This is a genomic window from Afipia sp. P52-10, from assembly GCF_000516555.1.
In the GTDB taxonomy this organism is placed as follows: domain Bacteria; phylum Pseudomonadota; class Alphaproteobacteria; order Rhizobiales; family Xanthobacteraceae; genus P52-10.
Genome location: NZ_AZSJ01000007.1, coordinates 730,616 through 755,349, shown reverse-complemented (window position 1 = coordinate 755,349; position 24,734 = coordinate 730,616). Strand labels below are relative to the sequence as shown.

General features: G+C 62.7%; 18 protein-coding genes. 16 read left to right on the top strand and 2 right to left on the bottom strand.

Annotation, left to right across the window (positions count from 1 at the left end; all coding sequences use genetic code 11):
• Positions 1-1,018: 1,018 nt before the first annotated feature.
• The 15 genes from dnaE to lpxB all read left to right on the top strand — a co-directional run bounded on the left by dnaE (position 1,019) and on the right by lpxB (position 19,681).
• Positions 1,019-4,549 carry a DNA polymerase III subunit alpha gene (dnaE, locus tag X566_RS20765; protein WP_034471169.1) on the top strand — a complete coding sequence of 1,177 codons (3,531 nt, stop codon included), beginning with the start codon at positions 1,019-1,021 and terminating at the stop codon, positions 4,547-4,549.
• A gap of 247 nt (positions 4,550-4,796) precedes the next feature.
• A complete protein-coding gene (locus tag X566_RS20760) occupies positions 4,797-5,789 on the top strand; it encodes a 30S ribosomal protein S2 (protein ID WP_034471168.1) in 993 nt (330 codons plus the stop codon).
• 123 nt (positions 5,790-5,912) lie between these two features.
• Entirely contained in the window at positions 5,913-6,845 is a 933-nt protein-coding gene (tsf, locus tag X566_RS20755; protein ID WP_034471167.1) for a translation elongation factor Ts, read from the top strand.
• Positions 6,846-6,909: 64 nt separating this feature from the next.
• The gene (gene pyrH / locus X566_RS20750; RefSeq protein WP_034471166.1) at positions 6,910-7,626 is read left to right on the top strand and encodes a UMP kinase; all 717 of its coding nucleotides are present in this window, start codon (positions 6,910-6,912) and stop codon (positions 7,624-7,626) included.
• Between the two features lie 66 nt (positions 7,627-7,692).
• Positions 7,693-8,256 carry a ribosome recycling factor gene (gene frr / locus X566_RS20745; RefSeq protein WP_034472644.1) on the top strand — a complete coding sequence of 188 codons (564 nt, stop codon included), beginning with the start codon at positions 7,693-7,695 and terminating at the stop codon, positions 8,254-8,256.
• Between the two features lies 1 nt (position 8,257).
• Positions 8,258-9,025 (top strand): isoprenyl transferase, encoded by a 768-nt coding sequence (locus tag X566_RS20740; protein WP_051444396.1) that lies wholly within the window; start codon positions 8,258-8,260, stop codon positions 9,023-9,025.
• Between the two features lie 5 nt (positions 9,026-9,030).
• The gene (locus X566_RS20735; protein ID WP_034472638.1) at positions 9,031-9,903 is read left to right on the top strand and encodes a phosphatidate cytidylyltransferase; all 873 of its coding nucleotides are present in this window, start codon (positions 9,031-9,033) and stop codon (positions 9,901-9,903) included.
• Between the two features lie 4 nt (positions 9,904-9,907).
• Positions 9,908-11,131: a 1-deoxy-D-xylulose-5-phosphate reductoisomerase gene (dxr, locus tag X566_RS20730; protein ID WP_034471165.1), complete on the top strand. Its 1,224-nt coding sequence runs from the start codon at positions 9,908-9,910 to the stop codon at positions 11,129-11,131.
• Positions 11,132-11,173: 42 nt separating this feature from the next.
• The gene (gene rseP / locus X566_RS20725; protein WP_034471164.1) at positions 11,174-12,331 is read left to right on the top strand and encodes an RIP metalloprotease RseP; all 1,158 of its coding nucleotides are present in this window, start codon (positions 11,174-11,176) and stop codon (positions 12,329-12,331) included.
• Between the two features lie 209 nt (positions 12,332-12,540).
• A complete protein-coding gene (bamA, locus tag X566_RS20720; protein WP_034471163.1) occupies positions 12,541-15,012 on the top strand; it encodes an outer membrane protein assembly factor BamA in 2,472 nt (823 codons plus the stop codon).
• A gap of 169 nt (positions 15,013-15,181) precedes the next feature.
• A complete protein-coding gene (gene lpxD, locus X566_RS20715) occupies positions 15,182-16,267 on the top strand; it encodes a UDP-3-O-(3-hydroxymyristoyl)glucosamine N-acyltransferase (protein ID WP_034471162.1) in 1,086 nt (361 codons plus the stop codon).
• Positions 16,264-16,719 carry a 3-hydroxyacyl-ACP dehydratase FabZ gene (gene fabZ / locus X566_RS20710; protein WP_034471161.1) on the top strand — a complete coding sequence of 152 codons (456 nt, stop codon included), beginning with the start codon at positions 16,264-16,266 and terminating at the stop codon, positions 16,717-16,719. Before lpxD ends, fabZ begins: the two co-directional genes overlap by 4 nt.
• Before the next feature lie 138 nt (positions 16,720-16,857).
• Positions 16,858-17,670, top strand: coding sequence for an acyl-ACP--UDP-N-acetylglucosamine O-acyltransferase (gene lpxA / locus X566_RS20705; RefSeq protein ID WP_034471159.1), 813 nt, complete (start codon positions 16,858-16,860; stop codon positions 17,668-17,670).
• A 5-nt stretch (positions 17,671-17,675) separates the two neighbouring features.
• Positions 17,676-18,527, top strand: a complete 852-nt coding sequence (locus X566_RS20700) for an LpxI family protein (protein ID WP_034471157.1) — start codon at positions 17,676-17,678, stop codon at positions 18,525-18,527.
• On the top strand, positions 18,524-19,681 hold the full coding sequence (gene lpxB, locus X566_RS20695) for a lipid-A-disaccharide synthase (protein WP_034471155.1): 1,158 nt from the start codon (positions 18,524-18,526) through the stop codon (positions 19,679-19,681). The genes X566_RS20700 and lpxB overlap by 4 nt, the downstream gene beginning before the upstream one ends.
• 78 nt (positions 19,682-19,759) lie before the next feature.
• On the opposite strand, the gene gltA is transcribed toward lpxB, so the two are convergent.
• Both gltA and gltX read right to left on the bottom strand, forming a co-directional pair.
• Complete coding sequence (gene gltA / locus X566_RS20690) at positions 19,760-21,064, bottom strand: citrate synthase (protein WP_034471153.1); 1,305 nt, start codon at positions 21,062-21,064, stop codon at positions 19,760-19,762.
• A gap of 147 nt (positions 21,065-21,211) precedes the next feature.
• Positions 21,212-22,639 (bottom strand): glutamate--tRNA ligase, encoded by a 1,428-nt coding sequence (gene gltX / locus X566_RS20685; RefSeq protein ID WP_034471151.1) that lies wholly within the window; start codon positions 22,637-22,639, stop codon positions 21,212-21,214.
• A gap of 302 nt (positions 22,640-22,941) precedes the next feature.
• Here gltX and X566_RS20680 point away from each other — a divergent pair, with 302 nt between their 5' ends.
• Positions 22,942-24,636: a glutamine--tRNA ligase/YqeY domain fusion protein gene (locus tag X566_RS20680; protein ID WP_034471150.1), complete on the top strand. Its 1,695-nt coding sequence runs from the start codon at positions 22,942-22,944 to the stop codon at positions 24,634-24,636.
• The last annotated feature ends 98 nt before the right edge of the window (positions 24,637-24,734 follow it).

Sequence of the window (24,734 nt, the reverse complement as noted above, 5' to 3'; positions counted from 1 at the left end):
AACAATGTTCTTCATATGTTCCTGAAGCGGGAGAGTCCCATGCTCAAGATGTTCGTGGAGGAAGCAGCCGCCCTCGCATCCGTGGTGCTGTTTGTCGGAATGATCGCCGTCTGGGCGCAGGTCATCCCGCAGCTCTGATCGTCGCCTTCGAAGGGAGCGATCCTGCTGCGAGCAATGAGCGTGCTCGGCAAGGTGACCATGACTGCAGCCAGAAGGCGGAGGAAAATGGGGATCCCAGTCGCTGTTTCCTGTTTCGCGTAAGCGCGCCGCAATCCTTGTTTTTCGGCTCCCTTTTTGGCGTGGACCCTGGTTGGCTGCGCCGGACCGTCGTATGTCCTGGATGGGTACTGGGGTGTGACCGTCGAGCATGCTGCCATACCCGACGACACCTACCGGATTTACGACAAGCCGGCTCCATCAAGATGATGGTGACATCCTCACTGGTGCGGCGGTCGCGCAGGGAGCCGGCTCCGGGTTGGTCTGGGGATTGATTGACAACACGCCGTCGAAAACCGCGCTTCGATGCGGCGGCGTTGCAGGACCTGGAAAGCATGGGACGGATGGGCTGCAGGATTGCCGATTCCTCTCTGCTTTTGAAACCGCAATTCGAAATGAAGTATGATTGCCCGCCGGTTCCACCGAGCTCGCCGGTGCAGTCGCCGGCTGTCCGAAATCGCACGCCGCGCTAAGCCTGGCAGCGATCGGGCTTGATCGAATGGCGGGCGAGGATCGCCAACGACGTCCCAATCTGCACCTGATACGGCCTTCTGGGGAAAAGCGGCGACGGCAGGTTGCCAGCCGGCGGCGGGGCGGACAGGGATGGAGGCGAGGGCACGCCATCGCTGCGTCGGTTCGGTGTAGCCTTCGGTGATCGAGGGATGATTCCCGTGTGACGACGGTTCCGGAACCCGCCGACGGTACGGAATCATCGTTCTAGGATGATCCCGCCCGAACAATGACATGAGCGGCAAAGCTGAGGCTCTGAAACAGGATCAGCTTTCTGCGCGAGAGTACGCCAATGCCAAGCCCCGCGAGCAGCCCCGGCTTCATCCACCTCAACGTGCGCTCGTCCTATTCGCTGCTGCACGGTGCGATCACCATCAGCAAGCTTGCGGAGCTTGCCAAGAAGGATCACCAGCCGGCGCTGGCGTTGACCGACAACGACAACATGTTCGGTGCGTTGGAATTTTCCGAGAAGCTTGCCGGTTACGGCATTCAGCCGATTGTCGGTTGCGCGCTGGCGGTCGACTTCGCTGACCAGGAGGCGGGCTCGCGCTCGGTGCTGACGGCGCCAGCACGGATCATCCTATTGGCTGCTCGCGAGGCGGGTTATCGCAGCCTCATGCGGCTTAACTCGCGCGCGTTCCTGGAAACGCCGACGCATCAGGCTCCGCACATCAAGCTCGATTGGCTGAACGGCGAGACCGACGATCTGATCGCGCTCACCGGTGGCCCCGCCGGGCCGATCTCGATGGCGATCACGGCGGACCAGTCGGCGGTTGCCGCCTCCCGCTGCGACCGGCTTATGGAGCTGTTTGGCGACAGGCTCTATGTGGAGCTGCAGCGGCACGGGCTTGAGATCGAGCGGCGCGCAGAAGGCGGGCTGATCGATCTCGCCTACACCAAGGGCCTACCGCTGGTCGCCACCAACGAGCCGCTGTTTCCGACCGCCGACGACTACGAAGCGCACGATGCGCTTGTCTGCATCGCCGGCGGGCGGCTGATTGCGGAGACGGACCGACCGCAATTCACTCCGGACCACCGGTTCAAGACGCGCGCGGAAATGGCGGTGCTGTTTGCGGACATTCCGGAGGCGCTGGCGTCGACGGTCGAAATCGCCCAGCGCTGCGCTTATCGCCCGCGCACCCGCAAGCCGATTCTGCCGCGCTTCACCGTCGGCGGTGAGACGAGCGCCGCAGACGCCGAAGCGGAGGAAGCCGCCGAATTGCGTCGCCAGGCGGAGGAGGGGTTGACCCGCCGCCTTGCCAAGCACGGCTATGCGCCGGGCGTGGACGAGGCCGCTTACCGCGAGCGGCTGGCGTTCGAACTCTCGGTGATCGAGCGCATGAAGTATCCCGGCTACTTCCTGATCGTGTCGGACTTCATCAAATGGGCGAAGGCGCACGGCATTCCGGTCGGGCCGGGTCGCGGTTCGGGTGCCGGCTCGCTAGTAGCGTATTCGCTGACGATCACCGACCTCGATCCGCTCCGCTTCAACCTGCTGTTCGAGCGATTCCTCAATCCGGATCGCGTCTCGATGCCGGACTTCGACATCGACTTCTGCCAGGATCGTCGTGGCGAGGTGATCGACTACGTGCAGGATCGTTACGGCCGCGATCAGGTGGCCCAGATCATCACCTTCGGTACGCTGCAGGCGCGCGGTGTGCTGCGCGACGTTGGCCGCGTCATGCAGATGCCTTATGGGCAGGTCGACAAGCTGACGAAACTCGTGCCGCAAAATCCGGCAGCGCCGGTGACGCTGGCCGCGGCGATCGAGGGCGAGCCGAAGCTGCAGGCGTTCCGCGACAGCGATCCTGTCATTGCTCAAGCCTTCAGCATTGCGCAGAAGCTTGAAGGTCTGACACGGCACGCCTCGACCCATGCCGCAGGTATCGTCATTGGCGACCGTCCCTTGAGCGAGCTCGTGCCGCTCTATCGCGATCCGAAATCGGACATGCCGGTCACCCAATTCAATATGAAATGGGTGGAGCCGGCTGGTCTCGTCAAGTTCGACTTCCTCGGCCTGAAGACGCTCACTGTTCTCGATGTCGCGGTGAAGCTCGTGCGCCAACGCAATGTCGAGATCGACATCGGCAGTTTGCCGATCGATGATGCCGCCAGCTACGCCATGCTGGCGCGTGGCGAAGTGGTCGGCGTGTTCCAAGTGGAAAGTCAGGGCATGCGGCGGGCGCTGGTCGAAATGCGGCCCGACCGCTTCGAGGACATCATCGCGCTGGTCGCTCTCTATCGTCCGGGTCCGATGGCGAACATCCCGACCTATTGCGCGCGCAAGCACGGCGAGGAGGAGCCGGAGTATCTGCACCCGATCCTGGAGCCGATCCTGAAGGAGACGTTCGGCGTCATCATCTACCAGGAGCAGGTGATGCAGATCGCGCAGGTGATGGCCGGCTATTCGCTCGGCGAAGCCGACCTGTTGCGCCGCGCGATGGGTAAGAAGATTCGCCAGGAGATGGAGAAGCAGCGCGAGCGCTTCGTGTCCGGTTCGATCGAACGCGGAATACCCAAGGCACAGGCTGACGCGATCTTCGAGCTGCTGGCGAAGTTTGCCGACTACGGCTTCAACAAGAGCCACGCGGCGGCCTATGCGCTGGTCTCGTTCCAGACCGCCTACATGAAGGCGCATCATCCGGTGGAGTTCCTTGCCGCGTCGATGACGCTAGAATTGAACAACACCGACAAGCTGTCGGAATTCCGCGCGGAGGCCATGCGGCTCGGCGTGAAGATGGAGCCGCCGTCGATCAACCAGTCGGGCGTGCATTTCGACGTCGCCAACGAGACGATCTACTATGCGCTTGCAGCTTTGAAGGGGGTCGGCCCGCAAGCGGTGGCGATGATTGTCGAGGAGCGGCAAAAGAACGGCGCTTTCACCTCGCTTTCGGATTTCGCCTCGCGCGTCTCGCCCAAGGCACTGAACAAGCGGGTGATCGAAAGTCTCGCCGCCGCGGGTGCCTTTGACTGCCTGGAGCCCAATCGCGCGCGGGTTTTCGCCGGTGCCGATGCCATTCTAGCGGCCTGCCAGAGCCACCATCTTGCCGAGACCAGCGGTCAGCACAGTCTGTTTGCCAGCGCGCCGGACGCCCCGTCGCTTATCCTGCCCGGAGTCGAGCCCTGGTTGCCGCAGGAGCGGCTGCAGAAGGAATACGACGCTGTCGGCTTCTTCCTCTCGGGCCATCCGCTGGATGACTATGCCACCGCCCTGAAGCGTCTCAGGGTGCAGTCCTGGGCCGAGTTCACCATGGCCGTGAAATCCGGCGCGACGGCGGGCAAGGTGGCGGCGACGGTGGTCTCGCGCATGGAGCGGCGGACCAAAACTGGCAACAAGATGGGCATTCTCGGCTTGTCCGATCCGACCGGACATTTCGAGGCGGTTCTGTTCTCGGAAGGCTTGGCCCAGTTCCGCGACCTGCTCGAACCGGGAGCGGCCGTGCTGCTGCAACTGGGCGCCGAGCTTCAGGGTGAAGACGTGCGGGCGCGAATCTTGAATGCCGAGCCGCTGGATGCGGCCGCTTCGAAGACCACGATGGGCCTGAAGATCTTCCTGCGGGACAGCAAGCCGCTCGAATCCATTGCCAAACGACTCGAAAACGGCGTTGGCAACGGAAGCGGCACTCCGCCGGCGCCGAAGGGCTTCGATGCTTCGGGGGCCAAACCGAGCTCCGACCGGGCAGCCGGCGAGGTCACCCTGATCATGATGCTGGACCTTGAAACCGAGGTTGAAATGCGCCTTCCGGGCCGTTTCAAAGTCTCGCCGCAGATCGCTGGCGCGATCAAGGCGGTGCCGGGCGTGGTCGACGTGCAGACCGTGTAGAGGTCTGGCAGCCGCCAGAACGCGGGTTCCGGGCAGGACGCTTTCTTACGTCCCAGCGACTTAACCCAAGGCGCTGAAACGTCTCGGAAATCTGGCCCCGTGGGCTTGCGAAGGGACGGTTTGGGCGCTATAAGCCGCGCCATCTCACACGGGAACATGGCTTTTAAAGCCGTCCGGTGGCAGTCCGGGCCGCAAGGCACGGACACATGCCCACACGTTCCCGGAGGAATAAACCGGAGAAGAACCAATGGCGTTGCCTGATTTCAACATGCGCCAGCTGCTCGAGGCTGGCGTTCATTTCGGTCACCAGTCTCACCGCTGGAATCCGAAAATGGCGAACTACATTTTCGGCGTTCGCAACAACATCCACATCATTGATCTCGCGCAGACCGTGCCGTTGCTGCACCAGGCGCTGCAGGCCGTCAGCGATGTCGTCGCCAAGGGCGGTCGCGTGCTGTTCGTCGGCACCAAGCGTCAGGCGCAGGACAGCGTCGCTGACGCAGCGAAGCGTTCCGCGCAGTACTTCGTCAACTCGCGCTGGCTCGGCGGTACGCTGACGAACTGGAAGACGATCTCCGGCTCGATCAAGCGCCTGCGTCACCTCGACGAGGTGCTGAGCTCGGCCGAAGGTGCGCAGTACACCAAGAAGGAGCGGCTGACGCTGCAGCGCGAGCGCGACAAGCTCGATCGTTCGCTCGGCGGTATCAAGGATATGGGCGGTCTGCCGGACCTGATCTTCGTCATCGACACCAACAAGGAAGACATCGCGATCCAGGAGGCTCAGCGCCTCAACATTCCGGTCGCCGCGATCGTTGATACCAACTGTGACCCGAAGGGCATCACTTATCTGGTTCCGGGCAATGACGATGCGGGTCGTGCGATCAACCTCTACTGCGACCTCGTGGCGCGTGCGGTGATCGACGGCATCTCCCGTTCGCAGGGGTCGGCCGGTATCGATATCGGCGCGTCGGAGGCTCCGGTGCAGGAGGCTCTGCCGGATGCTGGCAAGCCCGAGTTCCAGGGGCTGCCCGGCCCGCGTGGCGTTGCCGACGACCTCAAGAAGCTGACCGGCGTGTCCGGTGCGATCGAGAAGGGGCTCAACGATCTCGGTATCTTCCACTACTGGCAGCTGGCCGAGTTCGATCACGATACCGCGTTGCACGTTGCTGAGGCGGTTGGTCTTCCGGGGCGCGCCGACAGCTGGGTGGCGCAGGCGAAGAAGTTCGCCGAAGCAGAGTAACTCTGCCGGAATTATTATCGCAGGGCGTCATACGTGCGCCCTGCGTATTCTTTACGATCTTGATGCTGCGCGATCCGGTGGCCATCTCAGGGCATCGGCTGTGCTACGCAAAGGAACATAACGATGGCGACAATTACGGCCGCGATGGTCAAGGAGCTGCGCGACAAGACGGGCGCAGGCATGATGGATTGCAAGCAGGCGCTCAACGAGACCAACGGCGACATGGAAGCCGCGGTCGATTGGCTGCGTAAGAAGGGTCTGTCGAAGGCAGCCAAGAAGGCTGGTCGCGTGGCGGCCGAGGGTCTGATCGGTGTTGTCGTCGAGGGCACTAAGGGTGCGATGGTCGAGGTCAACTCCGAGACCGACTTCGTCGCCCGCAACGATCAGTTCCAGGGCCTCGTGAAGATGGTCGCGCAGGTCGCGCTCAAGACCGGTTCCGACGTCGAGGCGATCAAGGCTGCCAAGGTCGGCAGCGCCACCGTTGAGAACGCCATCGCCGACGCCATCGCCACCATCGGCGAGAACATGTCGCTGCGTCGCGCTGCGGTCCTCTCGGTCAATGCCGGCGTGGTCGCCAGCTACGTGCACAGTGCCGTGTTCGACGGTCTCGGCAAGATCGGCGTGATTGTGGCGTTGGAGTCGAGCGGCAAGGCCGACGAACTCGCGAGTCTGGGCCGGCAGATTGCAATGCACATCGCCGCGGCAAATCCGCAGGCGATCGATGCGGCCGGGCTCGACCCTCAGGTGGTCAGCCGCGAGAAGGACATCCTTGCGGACAAATATCGTCAGCAGGGCAAGCCGGAGAACGTGATCGAGAAGATCGTCGAATCCGGTCTGAAAACCTACTACAAGGAAGTCTGCCTGCTCGAGCAGGCGTTTATCCACGATAGCGGCAAGTCCGTCGCGCAGGCAATCAAGGAAGCCGAGGGTAAGGTCGGCGGGCCGGTGAAGATTGCCGGCTTTGTGCGCTATGCTCTGGGCGAGGGAATCGAGAAGCAGGAATCAGACTTCGCTGCCGAGGTTGCGGCTGCCAGCGGGCAAAAGGCTGCCGGCTAAGGTATCGGCGTTGTAGGGTTGCTGCGCGTCAGAAGAAAGTGATCGCGCCATGCCTGAGCAGAGAGTGGCTGAGCCGAAGTATCGGCGTGTCGTCGTCAAGCTCTCCGGCGAGTATCTCGCCGGAGATCAGCCATTCGGGATCCACCAGCCGACCATCGATCGTATCGCCGATGATCTGATCGCGGCGCATGAACTCGGTGTCGAGCTTGCGGTGGTGATCGGCGGCGGAAACATCTTTCGTGGTGTCGAGGTCTCTTCGCGCGGCGTTTCGCGTCCGCGCGGCGATACCATGGGGATGCTGGCCACAGTGATGAACTGCCTGGCGATGGAATCGGCGCTGGAGCGGCGCGGCCAGCCGGCGAGGGCGCTTTCGTCTTTCGTGATGCCGCAGGTGTGCGAACTGTTCACCCGTAGTGCGGCGCACAAATACCTGTCCGAGAATCGTATCGTGCTGCTTGCGGGCGGCACCGGCAATCCGTTCTTCACCACCGACACGACAGCGGTGCTGCGTGCCGCCGAAATCGGTGCGCATGCGGTCCTGAAGGCGACCAATGTCGATGGCGTCTATTCTGCCGATCCGAAGAAGGACCCGAAGGCAACGCGGTTTGATCGGCTGACCCACTCGCAGGCGCTGGAAGGTGGCTACAAGGTGATGGATGCCACGGCATTCGCCCTTGCCCGCGATACCGCGATGCCTATCATCGTATTTTCAATTGCCGAATCCGGATCGATCGGCGCCATCTTGAATGGCACGGGACAAGGCACCATCGTTGCCGGTTGAGCAGGGCGGTTGCCTTCGCTCGCTGTCATGGCGATGCCGAACGAGAAGCTTGCGAAGGAGAGGGACATGTCGTCCGCGACATTCGACATCAACGATCTGAAGCGCCGCATGCAGGGCGCGACCGCGTCGCTCAAGCATGAGCTGGGCGGTCTGCGTACCGGCCGTGCGGCGATTTCGATGCTGGAGCCGGTCCAGGTCGAGGCTTATGGCTCGCACATGCCGCTCAACCAGGTGGCGACCGTCAGCGTTCCGGAGGCGCGGCTGCTGTCCGTGCAGGTGTGGGACAAATCGATGGTGCATGCCGTCGAGAAGGCGATCGTCAATTCCAATCTCGGCCTCAGCCCCGCCACCGAGGGCCAGGTGATCCGCCTGCGGATTCCGGAGCTCAACCAGGAGCGCCGCAAGGAACTGGTGAAAGTCGCGCACAAATATGCCGAAGCGGCGCGTGTTGCGGTCCGCCATGTTCGACGTGACGGGCTCGATACGCTCAAGAAGCTCGAGAAGGACCACAAGATTTCCGAAGACGACGAGAAGCGTTTGTCGGGCGACGTGCAGAAGGCGACCGACAGCGCGATCGCCGAGGTCGATCAACTGCTGGCGACCAAGGAAAAGGAGATCATGACGGTCTAGGATGAGCACCGTGCCTACCGAAACCGCGTCTTTGGCTCCGGCTTCTGCACCGGCCGACGTGCCGCGCCATGTTGCGATCATCATGGACGGGAATGGGCGCTGGGCTGCTGCGCGCGGGTTGCCGCGCGGCGAGGGGCATCGGCGCGGGGTCGAGGCGCTCCGCAGGGTTGTGCGCGGCGCCGGAGAGCTTGGAATCTCCTATCTGACGATCTTTTCGTTTTCGTCGGAGAATTGGTCGCGGCCAGCGGAAGAGATCGGCGATCTATTCGGCCTGCTGCGGCGCTTCATCCGGAACGATCTTGCCGATCTGCATCGCGATGGCGTGCGCGTACGGATCATCGGCGAACGCGGCGGCCTCGATCCTGATATCGTCGCGCTGTTGACCGAAGCCGAGGAATTGACCCGCAACAACACGCGCCTCACGCTGGTCGTCGCTTTCAACTATGGTTCGCGTCAGGAGATCGCGCGCGCGGCGCAGCGTCTCGCGCAGGAGGTGGCTTCCGGCGAGCGTGATCCGACGACGATCGATGCCGCGGCCATCGAGAGCTATCTCGATACGTCGGAGCTTCCCGATCCTGATCTGATCATCCGCACGTCCGGCGAACAGCGGTTGTCCAACTTCCTGATGTGGCAGGCGGCCTATAGCGAATTCGTTTTCGTCCCTGTGCACTGGCCGGATTTCGACAAGGCGGCGCTGAGCAATGCGATCAATGAATACGCGCGCCGCGAGCGCAGGTTTGGCGGCCTTGCCGCCAAGACGGGATCGTGACTGTCGTGGCTGATCCGACCGCGGCTGGCGGCAACGCTCAACATCCTGATCCGCCCCCGGAGCCCACCGGGCTTCAGTCCAATCTTGCAAAGCGCGTGATGGCAGCCGTTGTGCTGGTGCCGCTGGCGATTGCTGCGGCCTGGTTCGGAGGCTGGTTCTGGGCGGGGCTGGTGACGATCACGGTCATCGGCCTGTTCGGCGAATGGCTGATGATTGTCGACAATCTCCGCCCCAACGTCTTGATGTGGGGTTTTCTCGCGCTCGCTGCGGCGGGATTAGCGGCGGCGGTCGACAACTGGGAGATCGCGAACCTGGCCATCGCGCTCGGATTGTTCGCGATGTTCCTGTTCTCGGCGCGGAGCCTGCGTTCCTGGAGTGCGATCGGGCTTGCTTACACCGGCGCTGCGTTGCTCGCCTGTATTCTACTGCGCCGCGATCCGACCCACGGCTTCGTTGCGCTGATTTTCGTGTTTCTGGTGGTCTGGATCACCGACATTCTGGGATACTTCGTCGGCCGCGGTGTCGGCGGTCCCAAGCTGTGGGTTCGTGTCAGCCCGAAGAAGACCTGGTCCGGGGCGGTCGGCGGAATCGTGGGCAGCGCGTTGTTTTCGAGCGCTTTTGCGGTGTCGGGATACGGTAGACTGGCGCCGATGGTGTTGCTGGGGATCGTGATCTCGGTCATATCCCAGGCAGGCGATCTGTTCGAATCTGCGCTGAAGCGCCAATTCGGCGTGAAGGACTCCAGTCAGATCATTCCGGGCCATGGCGGTCTGCTGGACCGTCTGGATGGTTTTATGGCGGCGATCATTGCCGCGGCGATAATCGGTTATTTGCGCTCCGGCACCGACGGTATCGGCCAGGGCCTGTTGGTATGGTGAGGCGATGAGCGCAGTTCCGTTGCGTAACAACCCGGCCAGCGCGTTGCGCAAACGTACCGTTTCGGTGCTCGGCGCAACCGGGTCGATCGGCGATAGCACGATGGATCTGCTGCGCGCGGACCGCGATCGGTACGAGGTCGAGGCGCTGACGGGCAACAACAACGTCGAGGGGCTGGCCAAGCTCGCACGCGAGTTCGATGCGAAGTTCGTCGCGGTGGCCGATCCCGCGCGGCTCAGCGAACTGCGCGAAGCGCTCGCGGGGACAGCGATCGAGAGCGGTGCAGGCGAGAGCGCGATCATCGAAGCGGGAGCGCGGCCTGCGGATTGGGTGATGGCCGCCGTCAGCGGTGCTGCGGGTCTGAAGCCCGCGCTCGCCGCTGTCGATCGCGGTGCGACCGTCGCGCTCGCCAACAAGGAATGCCTGGTGTGTGCCGGCGATTTCTTCATGGACCGAGCGACGGCGGCGGGGGCTTGCATCCTGCCTGCGGACTCCGAGCATAATGCGCTGTTTCAGGCGCTATCCAGCGGCAACCGCGATGAGCTGACCCGCGTCATCATCACCGCTTCCGGCGGCCCGTTCCGGACCTGGGCGGCGGCCGATATCGAGCAGGCGACGTTGGCGCAGGCGCTGAAGCATCCGAACTGGAGCATGGGCCAGAAGATCACGATCGACTCGGCGTCGATGATGAACAAGGGGCTCGAGGTGATCGAGGCCTCCTACCTGTTCGCGCTGGAGCCCGATGAAATCGACGTTCTGGTCCACCCCCAGTCGATCATTCACGGCATGGTCGAGTTCTCGGACCGCTCGGTGGTGGCTCAGCTTGGCGCCCCCGACATGCGCACGCCGATCGCCCACTGCCTCGGCTGGCCCGACCGGATCGCCGGCCCTGCAGCCAAGCTCGATCTGGTGAAGATCGGTCAGTTGACCTTCGAGGCGCCGGACTTCGAACGCTTCCCGGGGCTGCGGCTGGCTTATGACGCCTTGCGGACCGGGGATGGGGCGACCACTGTTTACAATGCAGCCAATGAGGTGGCGGTCGCGGCCTTCGTCGCCCAGTCGATCCGCTTCGGTGCCATTGCACGATTGGTCGAGGCGACCATGAACGCGTGGGTGAGGGGCGGCAATTTGGCGCCGCTCACATCGGCAGACGATGCGATTGCTGTTGACCATAATGCGCGAAATATGGCGCGAAGCCTCTTGCCCGAAATCGCCGCAAAGGCATCCTAACGGGTTGGAGAAGGGCCTTCGCGGGCCTTCAAGGGGAACTGGATGGTCGACTTTTTCGTGAATGGATTCAGCGCGCTCGGCAACGGCGTGGTGGGTTACATTGTTCCGTTTTTGTTCGTTCTGACCATCGTCGTGTTCTTTCACGAACTCGGCCACTTTCTGGTTGCGCGCTGGTGCGGCGTGAAGGTTTTGACGTTCTCGGTCGGATTCGGTCCGGAGTTGGTCGGCTTCAACGACCGGCATGGCACGCGCTGGAAGCTTTCGGCGATACCGCTCGGCGGCTACGTCAAATTCTTCGGCGACGAGAGTGAGGCGAGCACGCCTTCCGCCGCGGCCATGGCGCAGATGTCGGAGGAAGACCGAAAGGTCAGCTTCCACCACAAGAAGGTTGCGCCGCGGGCGGCGATCGTCGCTGCGGGACCGATCGCCAATTTCATTCTTGCCATCGTCATCTTCGCTGGGCTCTTCACCTTCTTCGGCAAGCCGTCGGCGAGTGCCAGGGTGGATTCGGTGCAGGCCGAGAGCGCAGCTGCCGCCGCAGGCATCAAGCCCGGCGACGTCATCATCGCGATCGATGGCACGGCGATCGAGAGCTTCTCCGACATGCAGCGGATCGTCAGCACCAAGGCCGGGCAGAGCCTGGCGCTGACCATCAAGCGCGACGACACATCCCTGGTCGTCAATGCGACGCCTAACTTGCGGGAAATAAAAGATAATTTCGGGAACACCCACCGCATCGGCGTGCTCGGGATCACGCGGGCGAATTCGCCGGAAGACGCCGCCAACCAGAAGGTCGATCCGATCACGGCTGTTGGGCTCGGCGTCAAGGAAACCTGGTTCGTGGTTGACCGGACGCTCGCCTATATCGGCGGCGTGTTTGCGGGGCGCGAGGCGGCCGATCAGATCGGCGGTCCGATCCGGATCGCGCAGATTTCCGGTCAGGTTTCGACCATTGGCATGGCGGCGCTGATTCACCTTGCGGCCGTTCTGTCGGTGTCGATCGGCTTGCTGAACCTATTCCCGGTGCCGCTCTTGGATGGTGGTCACCTTATGTTCTACGCAGTCGAGGCTGTGCGCGGCCGTCCGTTGTCGGAACGGGCTCAGGAGATGGGCTTCCGAGTCGGCCTCGCGCTGGTTCTCATGCTGATGATCTTCGCGACCTATAACGATATCCTTCACATCTTCAGGGCGACCTCCTGAGGAATCGTGTCGAGTTTCGGGCAATGCCCCGACGAATCTTTGTCGGGACGTTGCGGATAGGCAACGTGTTGGTTGGAAATTAGAATTTGCTTGTGAAACCCAGTTGCCGCTTCGCGGAAATTGGCTACAAGCGTGAACGGAAATGTGGGGATTCCGTCGGTACGCAGGGCGCGGGTCGGCGTTGAGTTTGATTTGAGGGCGCTTGGCGAATGAGACTTGGACTGACCATGCTTCGGGGAGGTTTGGTCGCCGCCCTGTTAGCGATTTTGCCGGCTGCTTCTCTGACGGCTGTAACGTTTGTTGCATCCCCCGCGAATGCTCAATCCGCTTCGTCGATCGTGGTTGAAGGTAACCGCCGGGTCGAGGCGGATACCATTCGTTCCTACTTCAAACCCGGACCGGGCGGTCGGCTGGACAGCGGCAGTATCAACGATGCGCTGCGTGCACTTTACGAAACTGGCCTGTTTCAGGATGTGCGGATCAATCCGCAGGGTGGCCGGCTGGTCGTCACCGTGGTCGAGAACCCGGTCATCAGCCGCGTCATTTTCGAGGGCAACAAGAAGGTCAAGGACGAGCAGCTCTCGACTGAGGTGCAGTCGAAGCCGCGCGGCAGCCTGTCGCGCCCGATGGTGCAGTCGGACGCCCAGCGCATCGCCGAAATTTATCGCCGCCAGGGCCGTTACGATGTCTCCGTCGTCCCGCAGATCATCGAGCAGCCGAACAATCGCGTCGATCTGATCTTCGAGATCTCCGAAGGTGCGAAGACCGCGGTCAAGTCGATCGAATTCGTCGGCAACAAGGCGGTGTCGTCCTATCGCCTGCGCGACGTCATCAAGACCCGCGAATCGAACATCCTGAGCTTCCTTGGCTCGGGCGACATTTACGATCCGGATCGCGTCGAGGCCGACCGTGACCTGATCCGTCGCTACTATCTTAAGAACGGCTATGCCGACGTTCAGGTCGTCGCCGCTCTCACTGAATACGATCCAGCTCGCAAAGGCTTCCTGGTCACCTTCAAGATCGAGGAAGGACAGCAGTACCGCGTTGGATCGATCGACGTTCAGTCGAGCATTCGCGGGCTTGATCCGAACTCGCTGCGGCCGTTCCTGAGACTCGGCGTCGGCTCGGTCTACAACGGAGAGGCAATCGAGAAGTCGGTCGAGGAGATGACCGTTGAGGCGGCGCGGCGCGGCTATGCCTTCGCAAGCGTGCGCCCGCGCGGTGAGCGCAACTTCCAGGATGCGACGGTTTCGATCGTGCTCTCGGTCGACGAAGGACCGCGCATTTACGTGGAGCGCATCAACGTTCGCGGCAACACGCGCACCAAGGACTACGTGATCCGTCGTGAGTTCGATATCGCCGAGGGCGACGCGTACAACCGTGCGCTGGTCGATCGCGCCGAACGCCGCCTGAAAAACCTCGATTACTTCAAGACGGTCAAAATCTTGACCGAGCCGGGCTCCTCGCCTGATCGCGTGATCATCGTTGTCGATCTCGAAGAGAAGTCGACCGGTGACTTCTCGGTATCGGGCGGTTATTCGACCTCGGACGGCTTCCTCGGCGAAGTCAGCATTGCCGAGCGTAACCTGCTCGGAACCGGCCTCTACGCCAAGGCTGCCGTACAGTATGGCCAGCGCGTGCGCGGTTACTCGCTGTCGATCGTCGAGCCGTTCCTGCTCGGCTATCGCGTGGCGGGCGGCATCGATATCTTCCAGCGCCAGCAGCTTCCGTCGAGCTACATCTCGTATGAGACGAAGACGACCGGCTTCTCGGGGCGCCTGGGCTTCGCGCTCCGCGAGGATCTGACGATGCAGCTCCGCTACTCGCTGTATCGGCAGGAGGTATCGGTCGATCCGCTGCTGCGGAACTGTAACAACAATCTGGCTAACACCTCTTTGGCGTTCAACCCGACGCCTGCGTTTGCTGCGGCGAACGGCATTGATCTCTCCGGCAGCAACGGCCTTGGCTGTTACGCCGATGGCGAGGCGTCGCTGCCGATCAAGATCGAACTTGCTGGCGGTCCGGTTTGGACCTCGGCCGTCGGTTACACCCTTGCCTACAACACCCTCGACAACAACAAAGACCCGACGAACGGCCTGCTGGTCGAACTGCGTCAGGACATCGCCGGCCTCGGCGGCGACGTGAAGTACCTGCGCTCGGCGATCGACGCCCGCTTCTACTATCCGGTGTTCTCGGATGTGGTCGGTGTGCTGCGTGGTCAGGCCGGTCATGTGACCGGGCTTGGCGGCGGCGGCCTGCGCATGCTGGACCACTTCCAGATGGGGCCGAACCTGGTTCGCGGTTTCGCTCCGGTCGGCATTGGCCCGCGTGACATTACGCTCGGCACGGCGCAGGACGCGCTCGGTGGTACCATGTACTGGGGTGCGTCGGCCGAGTTGCAGATGCCATTCTGGTTCCTGCCGAAGGAAGCTGGCCTGAAGGGTGCGATCTACGCCGATGTCGGCTCGCTGTGGGACTACAAGGGACCAACTGATTTCGTATCGACGGGTGAATCGGTCAACGTTGCTCAGAACGGCATGACCATTCGCGCCTCGGTCGGTGCGGGTATCATCTGGCAGTCGCCGTTCGGACCGCTGCGCTTCGACTATGCGATACCGGTCGCGAAGGGCCCGAACGACCGGACCCAGGTCTTCAGATTCGGCGGCGGAACCACCTTCTGATCGCGATATGACGAGACTTCGGGCCAGTTCGCTGGCCCGAATGTTTTGTTCCATGACCTTCCGGGGCTTGATCTCAGCGCCAGTTCCAGCTTTCTGGTGCCCAGTCAGTTGGGCCTCACAGACGCGGCCTGATATCTCGGGAGTTTGAAGCCGGACGGCGGCAGAGGCGATGAAGCATCATACCTTCTTTGGCGAGCCGCCACGTTTGACGCTCGGCGATATTGCGGAGATGACCGGCGCGCATCTTGCCGATCCCAAGCGCGCATTGCTGCCGATTACGGGTCTTGCCGTCCTAGACGAGGCGGGGCCCTCACATCTGACGTTTCTGGAAAACAGCAAGTATGCTTCGCAGCTGGCGAGCTGCCATGCCGCGGCCTGCCTGGTCAATCAGCGGATGGAAAGGGATCTGCCGGCGCACGTCACGGCGCTGCGCGTAGCCGATCCCTATCGGGCATTCGTGACCGTCGCCAGGCGCTTCCACGCCGACGCATTGCGGCCTCCGTTGCAATTCGGTTCGGCAGGCGTTGCCACCAACGCTGTGGTCCATCCGACTGCACGGCTCGAGGACGACGTCAGCATCGAACCGCTTGCGGTGATCGGTCCCGGTGTCGAGATCGGCAGCGGCACGATCATCGGACCGGGCGCTGTGATCGGCCCTCACGTCACGATCGGGCGGTCGTGCTCGGTCGGTGCCCATGCATCGATCGCCTGCAGCATTGTCGGTAACGACGTCATCATCCATCCTGGCTGTCGGATTGGTCAGGACGGATATGGTTTTCTTCCGGGAGCCCAAGGGCACGCTAAGGTGCCGCAGACCGGCCGTGTCATCATTCAGAATGGCGTCGAGATCGGCGCCAACACCACGATCGACCGCGGTGCATTGCGCGACACGGTGATTGGCGAAGGCACCAAGATCGATAACCTGGTGCAGATCGCTCACAACGTGGTGGTCGGCCGGAGATGCCTGATCACCAGTCAAGTCGGCATCGCGGGCAGCGTCACGCTAGGCGAGGGCGTTGCATTGGGAGCGAGGGTCGGCATCAACAATCACGTGACGATCGGCGACGGCGCGCAGATCGCGGCGACGAGCATCGTGCATGATGATGTTCCACCCGGAGCGCGATGGGGCGGTACGCCGGCGAAGCCGGTCAAGCTCTGGTTCCGGGAGATGATGTTGCTCGAGCGGATGGCCCGCGAGAGCACGACGAAAGACCAGGACGCGCAAGTGCGCGGGGAGCCGGGGCAGAAGGGATGACCGAAGCGACACTTGAATCGGGCGACATCAATTACATCATAAAGATGTTGCCGCACCGTTTTCCGTTCTTGCTGATCGATCGTATTCATTCGATCCGCAGTGATGAGTTTGCCATCGGCGTCAAGAACGTGACGGCGAATGAGCCGCAGTTCATGGGGCATTTCCCGGAACGCCCCGTGTTTCCCGGCGTGTACATGATCGAAGGCATGGCGCAGACTGCCGGCGTCATCTGCATTGCATCGGGTAAGTTTCCGTCCATCACGTCGCCAACGGTCTATTTCATGACCATCGACAAGGCGAAGTTTCGCAAGCCGGTCATTCCCGGCGACACGATCGAGTATCACATGACGAAGCTCGCGCAGCGCAAGAACATGTGGTGGTATCGCGGCGAGGCGCGTGTCGGCGGGACGCTGGTGGCGGAAGCCGAAGTCAGCGCGATGCTCGGGACCTGACATCGTCAGCCCGGTGCCGGTCATCAACCGTAACAATTCATGACCACAACCGTCGGCCGAACCTTCGTAAATGACATGACTGCGGCAATCCTCGGCGGCGGCATGGCACATCGTTAGACTTCGGGGTGACGGAGAGAGATGGCAAAGATTGATCCGAGCGCGAGGATCGAGGACGGCGCGGTTGTCGCGCCTGATGTCGAGATCGGCCCGTTCTGTACGATCGGCGGCAACGTAACGATTGGCAGCGGCTGTCGACTCGTGTCGCATGTCAACATCGCCGGACATACGACGATTGGCGCGGGATGCACGATCTTCCCCTTTGCCTCGCTGGGCACGCCGCCGCAGGATCTTGGTTACCGCAACGAGCCGACGCGGTTGGAGATCGGCGGCAACTGCGTCATCCGCGAGTCGGTGACGATGAACGTCGGCACCGTCAAAGGTGGTGGACTGACGCGGGTCGGAAACCGCGGCTTCTTCATGGCGTATAGCCATGTCGGACACGACTGCCTGGTTGGCGACGATGCGATCTTTGCCAACTCGGCGACCCTTGGCGGTCACTGTGTCGTTGGCAATTCCGTCTACATCGGCGGGCTGAGCGCTGTGCATCAATTCGCACGGATCGGCTCGCAGGCCATGATCGGCGGCGTCAGTGGCGTGCGTGGCGACGTCATCCCATTCGGATTCGCGACGGGACAACACGCCAAGCTCGAGGGCTTGAACGTTGTCGGCATGCGACGGCGCAAATTTACCCGCGAGCGGTTGCACAAGGTCCGAAGTTTCTACCAACGGCTCTTCTTTGGTCCGGGGCAGTTTGCCGATCGAGTCAAAGCACTGGCGGAGGAACGAGCCGAGGATCCGGCCGTCGCGGAAATTCTCGATTTCGTATCGTCCGGAGACAAGCGTCCGATCGTCATGCCGGATCGCTCGAGCAACGGCACACAAGAGGCTTGAGTCTCATGCCGGATGCGGCGGGCTCCGAGACCATCGGCATCATTTCGGGAAGCGGTACGCTCCCCTTCGCGGTTGCGGATTCGCTTCTGGCCCGCGGCGCCGAGCCGGTGATGCTGGGCATCCGCGGCTTTTGCGATCCCGAGCGGTTGGCGCACTATCGGCACCATTGGGTAGCTTTGGGGCAACTCGGGCGGCTGACTCGTTTGCTGCAGGCCGAGCAATGCCGGAACATCGTCTTCATCGGTGGGCTGGTGCGACCGTCGCTGTCTGAGATCAGGCTCGATTTCGAAACCGTGCGGGTGGTGCCACGCATTGTCGCCGCCTTCCGTGGTGGCGACAACCACTTGCTGACGCGCATTGGGCAGATCCTCGAAACGCGCGGTTTCCGAATGCTTGGCGTCAAGGACGTTGCGCCTGATCTGCTGATGCCCGCCGGTTTGCTGACGCGCACGGCACCGGATGATGGCGCGCAAGCGGACATCGAGGTTGGTCTGGCCGCGCTGCAGGCGTTGAGCCCGTTCGACATCGGACAGGCGGTGGTGGTGATCGACCGCCATGTCGTCGCCGTCGAAGGGATCGAGGGGACCGATGCAATGCTGGCGCGGGTGGTTCAACTGCGCGCCGACGGACGCATTCGCGTCAAGGCAGGGCGAGGCGTGCTGGTCAAGGCGCCGAAGACGACGCAGGACCTGCGTTACGACCTGCCGACCTTCGGTCCGAAGACGGTCACCGGCGCCACGGTGGCCGGGCTCGCCGGCATCGCGATCATAGCTGGCCAGACGCTGATCGCTGAACCCGATGTGGTCGTGCGCGAGGCCGACAACGCCGGCTTGTTCGTGACCGGGCTGCCGGCGTGAGCGCGCCACGGATTTTCCTGATTGCGGCCGAGGAGTCCGGCGATCGGCTCGGCTCCAGCCTGATGCGCGCGTTGCGCGCATCGCTCGGGGGGGAAGTTGTCTTTTCGGGCGTCGGCGGCGGTACGATGGCTGAAGAGGGACTGACGAGTCCATTTCCGATCGACGAACTGTCGATCATGGGGCTTGTAGCCATCCCCCGCCGGTTGCCGGCGATCCTGCGGCACATTCGCGAAACCGCCGATCGTGTCATCGCCGCCGATCCCGACGTGCTCGTGATCATCGACAGCCCGGACTTCACCCAGCGGGTCGCCAAACGGGTGCGCGCCCGGGCGCCGCACATTCCGATCGTCGATTATGTCTCGCCCACGGTGTGGGCCTGGCGTCCGGGGCGCGCGCGGAGAATGCGTCCTTACGTCGATCATTTGCTGGCGCTGCTGCCGTTCGAACCGGAGGTGCATCGCAAGCTCGGTGGACCGCCTTGCAGCTACGTTGGCCATCCGCTGCTGGAGCAGCTTGGGGTGTTGCGGCCGAATGCTGCCGAGCAGAGCCGGCGAGAGGCCGGCAATCTGCTGGTGGTGTTGCCGGGCAGCCGCCGGATCGAAATCCGCCATCACATGCAGCCATTCGGTGAGACGCTGGCGCGATTGCGCGACCATGGCGTGTCGTTCGAGCCAGTGATTGCGGCGTTGCCGCACTTGACCGACCTGATTGGCGAACTGAGCCGCGATTGGCCGGTGCAGCCGCGTATCGTCGTCGGCGATGACGAACGCCGCGCAGTCTTTCGTTCCGCGCGGGCGGCGCTGGCGAAGTCGGGGACGGTGACGCTTGAACTGGCGCTGTCGGGCGTGCCGATGGTGACCGCTTACAAGGGCTCGGCGTTCGAGGCCTTCGTCGCACGGCGACTCATTCGCGTATCGTCGGTCATCCTGGCCAACCTCGTGATCGGCGAGAATGTCGTGCCCGAGTTTCTGCAGGAGGCCTGTACGTCCGAGCAGCTTGCGCCTGCGCTGCGCGCCCTCTTGGAAGATGGCCCTGCGCGACAGCAGCAGGTGGACGCTTTCGCCAGACTGGACGAGATCATGTCGACCGGCGCGCGAACGCCGAGCCAACGGGCCGCCGATATCATACTGCGGACGTTGCGCAAGCCGTCCTGATATCGCCAGTTGCGGAAAAGAAAAACAGCCGATGCGGGGATCGCACCGGCTGTTTCGTATCAAGAATCCGCCCGAAGCTTACTTGCGCTTGTCGAGCTGGACGTACTGACGTTCGGCCTGGCCGGTATAGAGCTGGCGCGGACGGGCGATCTTGTAATTCGGCTCGTTGATCATCTCGCTCCACTGGCTGATCCAGCCGACGGTGCGGGCGACTGCGAACAGCACGGTGAACATCGAGGTGGGGAAGCCGAGGGCCTTCAGCGTGATGCCCGAGTAGAAGTCGACGTTCGGATAGAGCTTGCGGGAGATGAAGTACTCGTCGCTGAGCGCGATCTTCTCGAGCTCCATCGCGACCTTCAGCACCGGATCGTTCTGGTGACCGGTTTCCTTCAGCACCTCGTGGCAGGTCTTCTGCATCAGCTTGGCGCGCGGATCGTAGTTCTTGTAGACCCGATGGCCGAAGCCCATCAGCTTCACGCGGCTGTTCTTGTCCTTCACTTCCTTGATGAACTCAGGGATATTGTCGACCGATCCGATTTCCGAGAGCATCTGCAGCGCGGCCTCATTGGCGCCGCCATGCGCAGGACCCCACAGGCAGGCGATGCCTGCCGCGATACAGGCGAACGGGTTGGCGCCTGACGAACCGGCGCCGCGCACCGTCGAGGTGGAGGCGTTCTGCTCATGGTCGGCATGCAGGATGAAGATGCGGTCGAGCGCGCGCGCCAGCACCGGATTGACCTTGTACTCCTCGCACGGCACCGCGAAGCACATGTGCATGAAGTTCGAGGCGTAATCGAGCGAGTTCTTCGGATACATGAACGGCTGGCCGATCGTGTACTTGTAGGCCATCGCTGCCAGCGTCGGCACCTTGGCGATCATGCGCATCGAGGCGACCATGCGCTGATGCGGATCATTGATGTCGGTGGAGTCGTGATAGAAGGCGGCGAGCGCACCAACTGATGCGACCATCACGGCCATCGGATGCGCGTCGCGGCGGAAGCCCTGGAAGAAGCGGGCCATCTGCTCGTGAACCATGGTGTGCATGGTGACGCGGCGATCGAAATCCTCCTTCTGCGCCTTGGTCGGCAGCTCTCCGTAGAGCAGGAGGTAGCAGGTTTCGAGGAAGTCGCCGCCCTCGGCGATCTGCTCGATCGGGTAGCCGCGATAGCGCAGGATGCCGGCGTCGCCGTCGATGTAGGTGATCTTCGACTCGCAGCTGGCGGTGGCCATGAAGCCGGGGTCGTAGGTGAACACGCCGGCCTGATTGTACAGCGAGGAGATATCGATCACGTCCGGACCGACGGTGCCGCTTTTGACCGGGAAATCGTAATTCTTGTTGCCGACCGTCAGCGTGGCGGTTTTGCTTTTATTTGATGCGTCCATGGCGTATTCCCCGGATCGTTGCGGTGGCTGGGCGCGGCTTGAAGGTCGTTTTTGAGCGTGCGACCGGGGCCGCGGGAAGGGCTCCGTTGCCCTGCGTAGCCCATTGCTGTTTGCATCGCAAGATGGCTGGAAGTGGCGCTTTTGGCGTCACGATTTCGGCGACAAATCCCCCAGCCGGGCCAGGCATTCCTCCTTGCCGAGCACGGTCAGGACATCGAAAATGCCCGGCGAGGTGGTGCGTCCCGTGAGCGCGATACGCAGTGGCTGCGCGATGGCGCCGAGTTTCAGGGAACTTTGTTCGGCGTAGGTGCGGATCGCGCTTTCGGTGGTTTCGGCGTTCCACGGCGATACGCCGGCCAGAATGCCTTTCAGCGTGCCGATCAGTTTGCGCATCTCGTCGGTCAGCAGGGCGGCTGCTTTGCCGTCCATGGCGATCGGGCGTGCGGCAAAGATGAAAGCGGCGCCGTCAATCAGATCGAGCAGTGTCTTGGCGCGCTCCTTCAGGCCGGGCATGGCCTGCAGCAGCTGCGAGCGCGTGAATTGGTTGAGCTTGTTCTGAATGTCGGAACCGTTCGGCGCGAACGGCAGCACATTCTCGAACGCCTTCACGAGATCGTGGTTATCGGCATTGCGGATGTAGTGGCCGTTCAGGCTTTCGAGCTTGGCGAAATCGAACCGTGCGGCGGAGCGGCCGACGGCGGGAAGATCGAAGGCGTCGATCAGCTCCTGGGTCGAGAAGATTTCCTGGTCGCCGTGACTCCAGCCGAGGCGGGCAAGATAGTTGCGCAGGGCGACCGGCAGATAGCCCATGGCACGATAGGCATCGACGCCGAGTGCGCCGTGCCGTTTGGATAGTTTCGAACCGTCCGGCCCGTGGATCAACGGAATGTGAGCCATGGCCGGGACCTCCCAGCCGAGCGCTTCGTAGATCTGCTTCTGCCGTGCGCCGTTGGTCAGGTGGTCGTCGCCGCGGATGATGTGCGTGACGCCCATGTCGTGGTCGTCAACCACCACGGATAGCATATAGGTCGGATTGCCGTCCGAGCGCAGCAGCACGAAATCGTCCAGGTTCTCGTTCTGCCAGACCACGCGGCCCTGCACCTCATCCTCGATCACGGTCTCGCCGGTCAGCGGAGCCTTGAGACGGATGACGGGCTTGACCCCGGCGGGTGCTTCGGCCGGATCGCGATCCCGCCAGCGCCCGTCGTAAAGGCGGGTCCGTCCCTCGGCGCGCGCCTTCTGGCGCATCTCGTCGAGTTCGGCGGGCGACGCGTAGCAGCGATAAGCATTGCCGGCCGCGAGCAACTGCGCGACGGCCTCGCGATGACGTTCGGCTCGCGCATACTGGTAGACGACGTCGCCGTCCCAATCGAGTTCCAGCCACCTCAGACCGTCGAGGATGGCGTCGATCGCCTCCTTGGTGGAGCGCTCGCGATCGGTGTCCTCGATCCGCAGCAGCATCTTTCCGCCGCGCCCGCGCGCATACAGCCAATTGAACAGCGCGGTGCGCGCTCCGCCGATATGCAGGAAGCCGGTGGGCGAGGGAGCAAAGCGCGTGACGATGGGTTTGGTCATATTGGGCGGAAGGTGGCTGCTGAGGGGTGGGTCGTATTCCGGGCGAAACGCGCCACGATCGCGTGGCGGGAGTTTGCATCGGGTCTGTCAGTCACCGGAAACAGACATTTCCGGCACAATTTCGGCTTGTACGCATGTCCGGCACGTTTTGCAGTGGGGGCGCCCCGGATCGCCGCACTCAATAGCGCGGACCGGTGTATAACAAAAGCTTTCGTTGCGGCGGCAGGGCTTGGCTCCGGCGGGCGGATTTGGCAGATAGACCTTCGTTTTCGAGCCCTCGTGGCGAACCTGGAATAGACTTGATGGCAGTGGCAAAGGCAGCGGACGCAGGCGCCGCAGAGGCAGGACGCGATTTCATCCGCGATATCGTTGCGGCTGATCTGCAAGCCCAGCGGCATGCCGGCGTGGTCACACGCTTCCCGCCGGAGCCGAACGGCTACCTGCACATCGGCCACGCCAAATCGATTTCGCTGAATTTCGGCATCGCCGAGGAGTTCGGCGGGCGCTGTCACCTGCGCTTCGACGACACCAACCCGGCCAAGGAGGAGCAGGAGTATATCGACGCCATCCAGCGCGATGTCCGCTGGCTGGGATACGACTGGGGCCAGAACCTGTTCTATGCCTCCGATTATTTCGAACAGCTCTACGTCTGGGCGGAGAGCCTGATCGAGCAGGGGCTGGCCTATGTCGATGACCAGTCGCAGGAGGAGATGCGCGTCAACCGCGGCACCCTGACCGAGCCTGGCAAGAACAGCCCGTTTCGAGATCGTTCCGTCGCGGAGAACCTCGATCTGTTCCGCCGGATGCGGGCGGGCGAATATCCGAACGGCGCGCGCGTGCTTCGCGCCAAGATCGACATGGCCTCGGGCAACATCAACCTGCGCGATCCAGTGCTCTACCGCATCCTGCATGCGACCCATCCGCGGACCGGCAAGGCCTGGTCGATCTATCCGAGCTACGACTATGCGCACGGCCAGTCGGATGCGATCGAGCACATCACCCATTCCATCTGTACGCTGGAATTCGAGGATCATCGCCCGCTCTACGACTGGTTTCTCGACAAGCTGCCGGTACCGTCGAAGCCGCACCAGTATGAATTCGCGCGTCTGAACATCACCTATACGCTGCTGTCGAAGCGGGTGCTCACCGAACTGGTGCGCGGCGGACACGTTTCGGGCTGGGACGATCCGCGCATGCCGACCATCGCGGGCCTGCGGCGGCGGGGCGTGCCGCCGGCGGCGATCCGCGACTTCGTCAAGCGGATCGGTGTGGCCAAGGCCAACAGCGTCGTTGATGTCGGGATGCTCGAATTCTCGATCCGCGAGGTGCTGAACAAAACGGCGTCGCGGCGGATGGCAGTGCTGCGGCCGCTGAAGGTCGTGATCGAGAACTATCCGGAAGGCCAGACCGAGGAACTGGAGGCGGTCAATCATCCGGACGATCCCGCCGCGGGGACGCGGCGCATCACCTTCGGCCGCGAGCTTTACATCGAGCAGGACGATTTCATGGAGAACCCGCCAAAGAAGTTCTTCCGCCTATCGCCCGGTTCGGAAGTTCGCTTGCGCTACGCCTATTTCGTCAAATGCCACAGCGTCATCAAGAACGCTGCCGGCCAGGTGGTCGAGCTGCGCTGCACCTATGATCCGGAAACCCGTGGCGGCAACGCGCCGGACGGGCGCAAGGTGAAGGCGACCATGCACTGGGTCCCGGCAGCCAATTCCGTGCAGGCGGAGGTTCGCGTCTACAACCAACTTTTCACCAAGTCCGCGCCGGACGCGGCCAATTTCGCCGCCGATCTCAATCCGAATTCGCTCGAGGTGCTGCGCGACGCGCGGCTGGAGCCGTCGATCGCCGAGAGCAATTCGCTGGAGCCTATGCAGTTCGAGCGGCTCGGTTATTTCACGCGTGATCCCGACTCGAAGCCGGGTCACCCGGTCTTCAACAGGACGGTTGGTTTGCGCGACACCTTCGCCAAGGAGGTCGGCGGCAAGACCTGAGGCCGCCGGCTTGCTACAGTGCTGCCAGTCACGGGACGTGACGGGAGTTTTGCGTGGTCGAGCGGGGCAGAGGGCAAAGCAGGGCTTGGGTCTGGCGT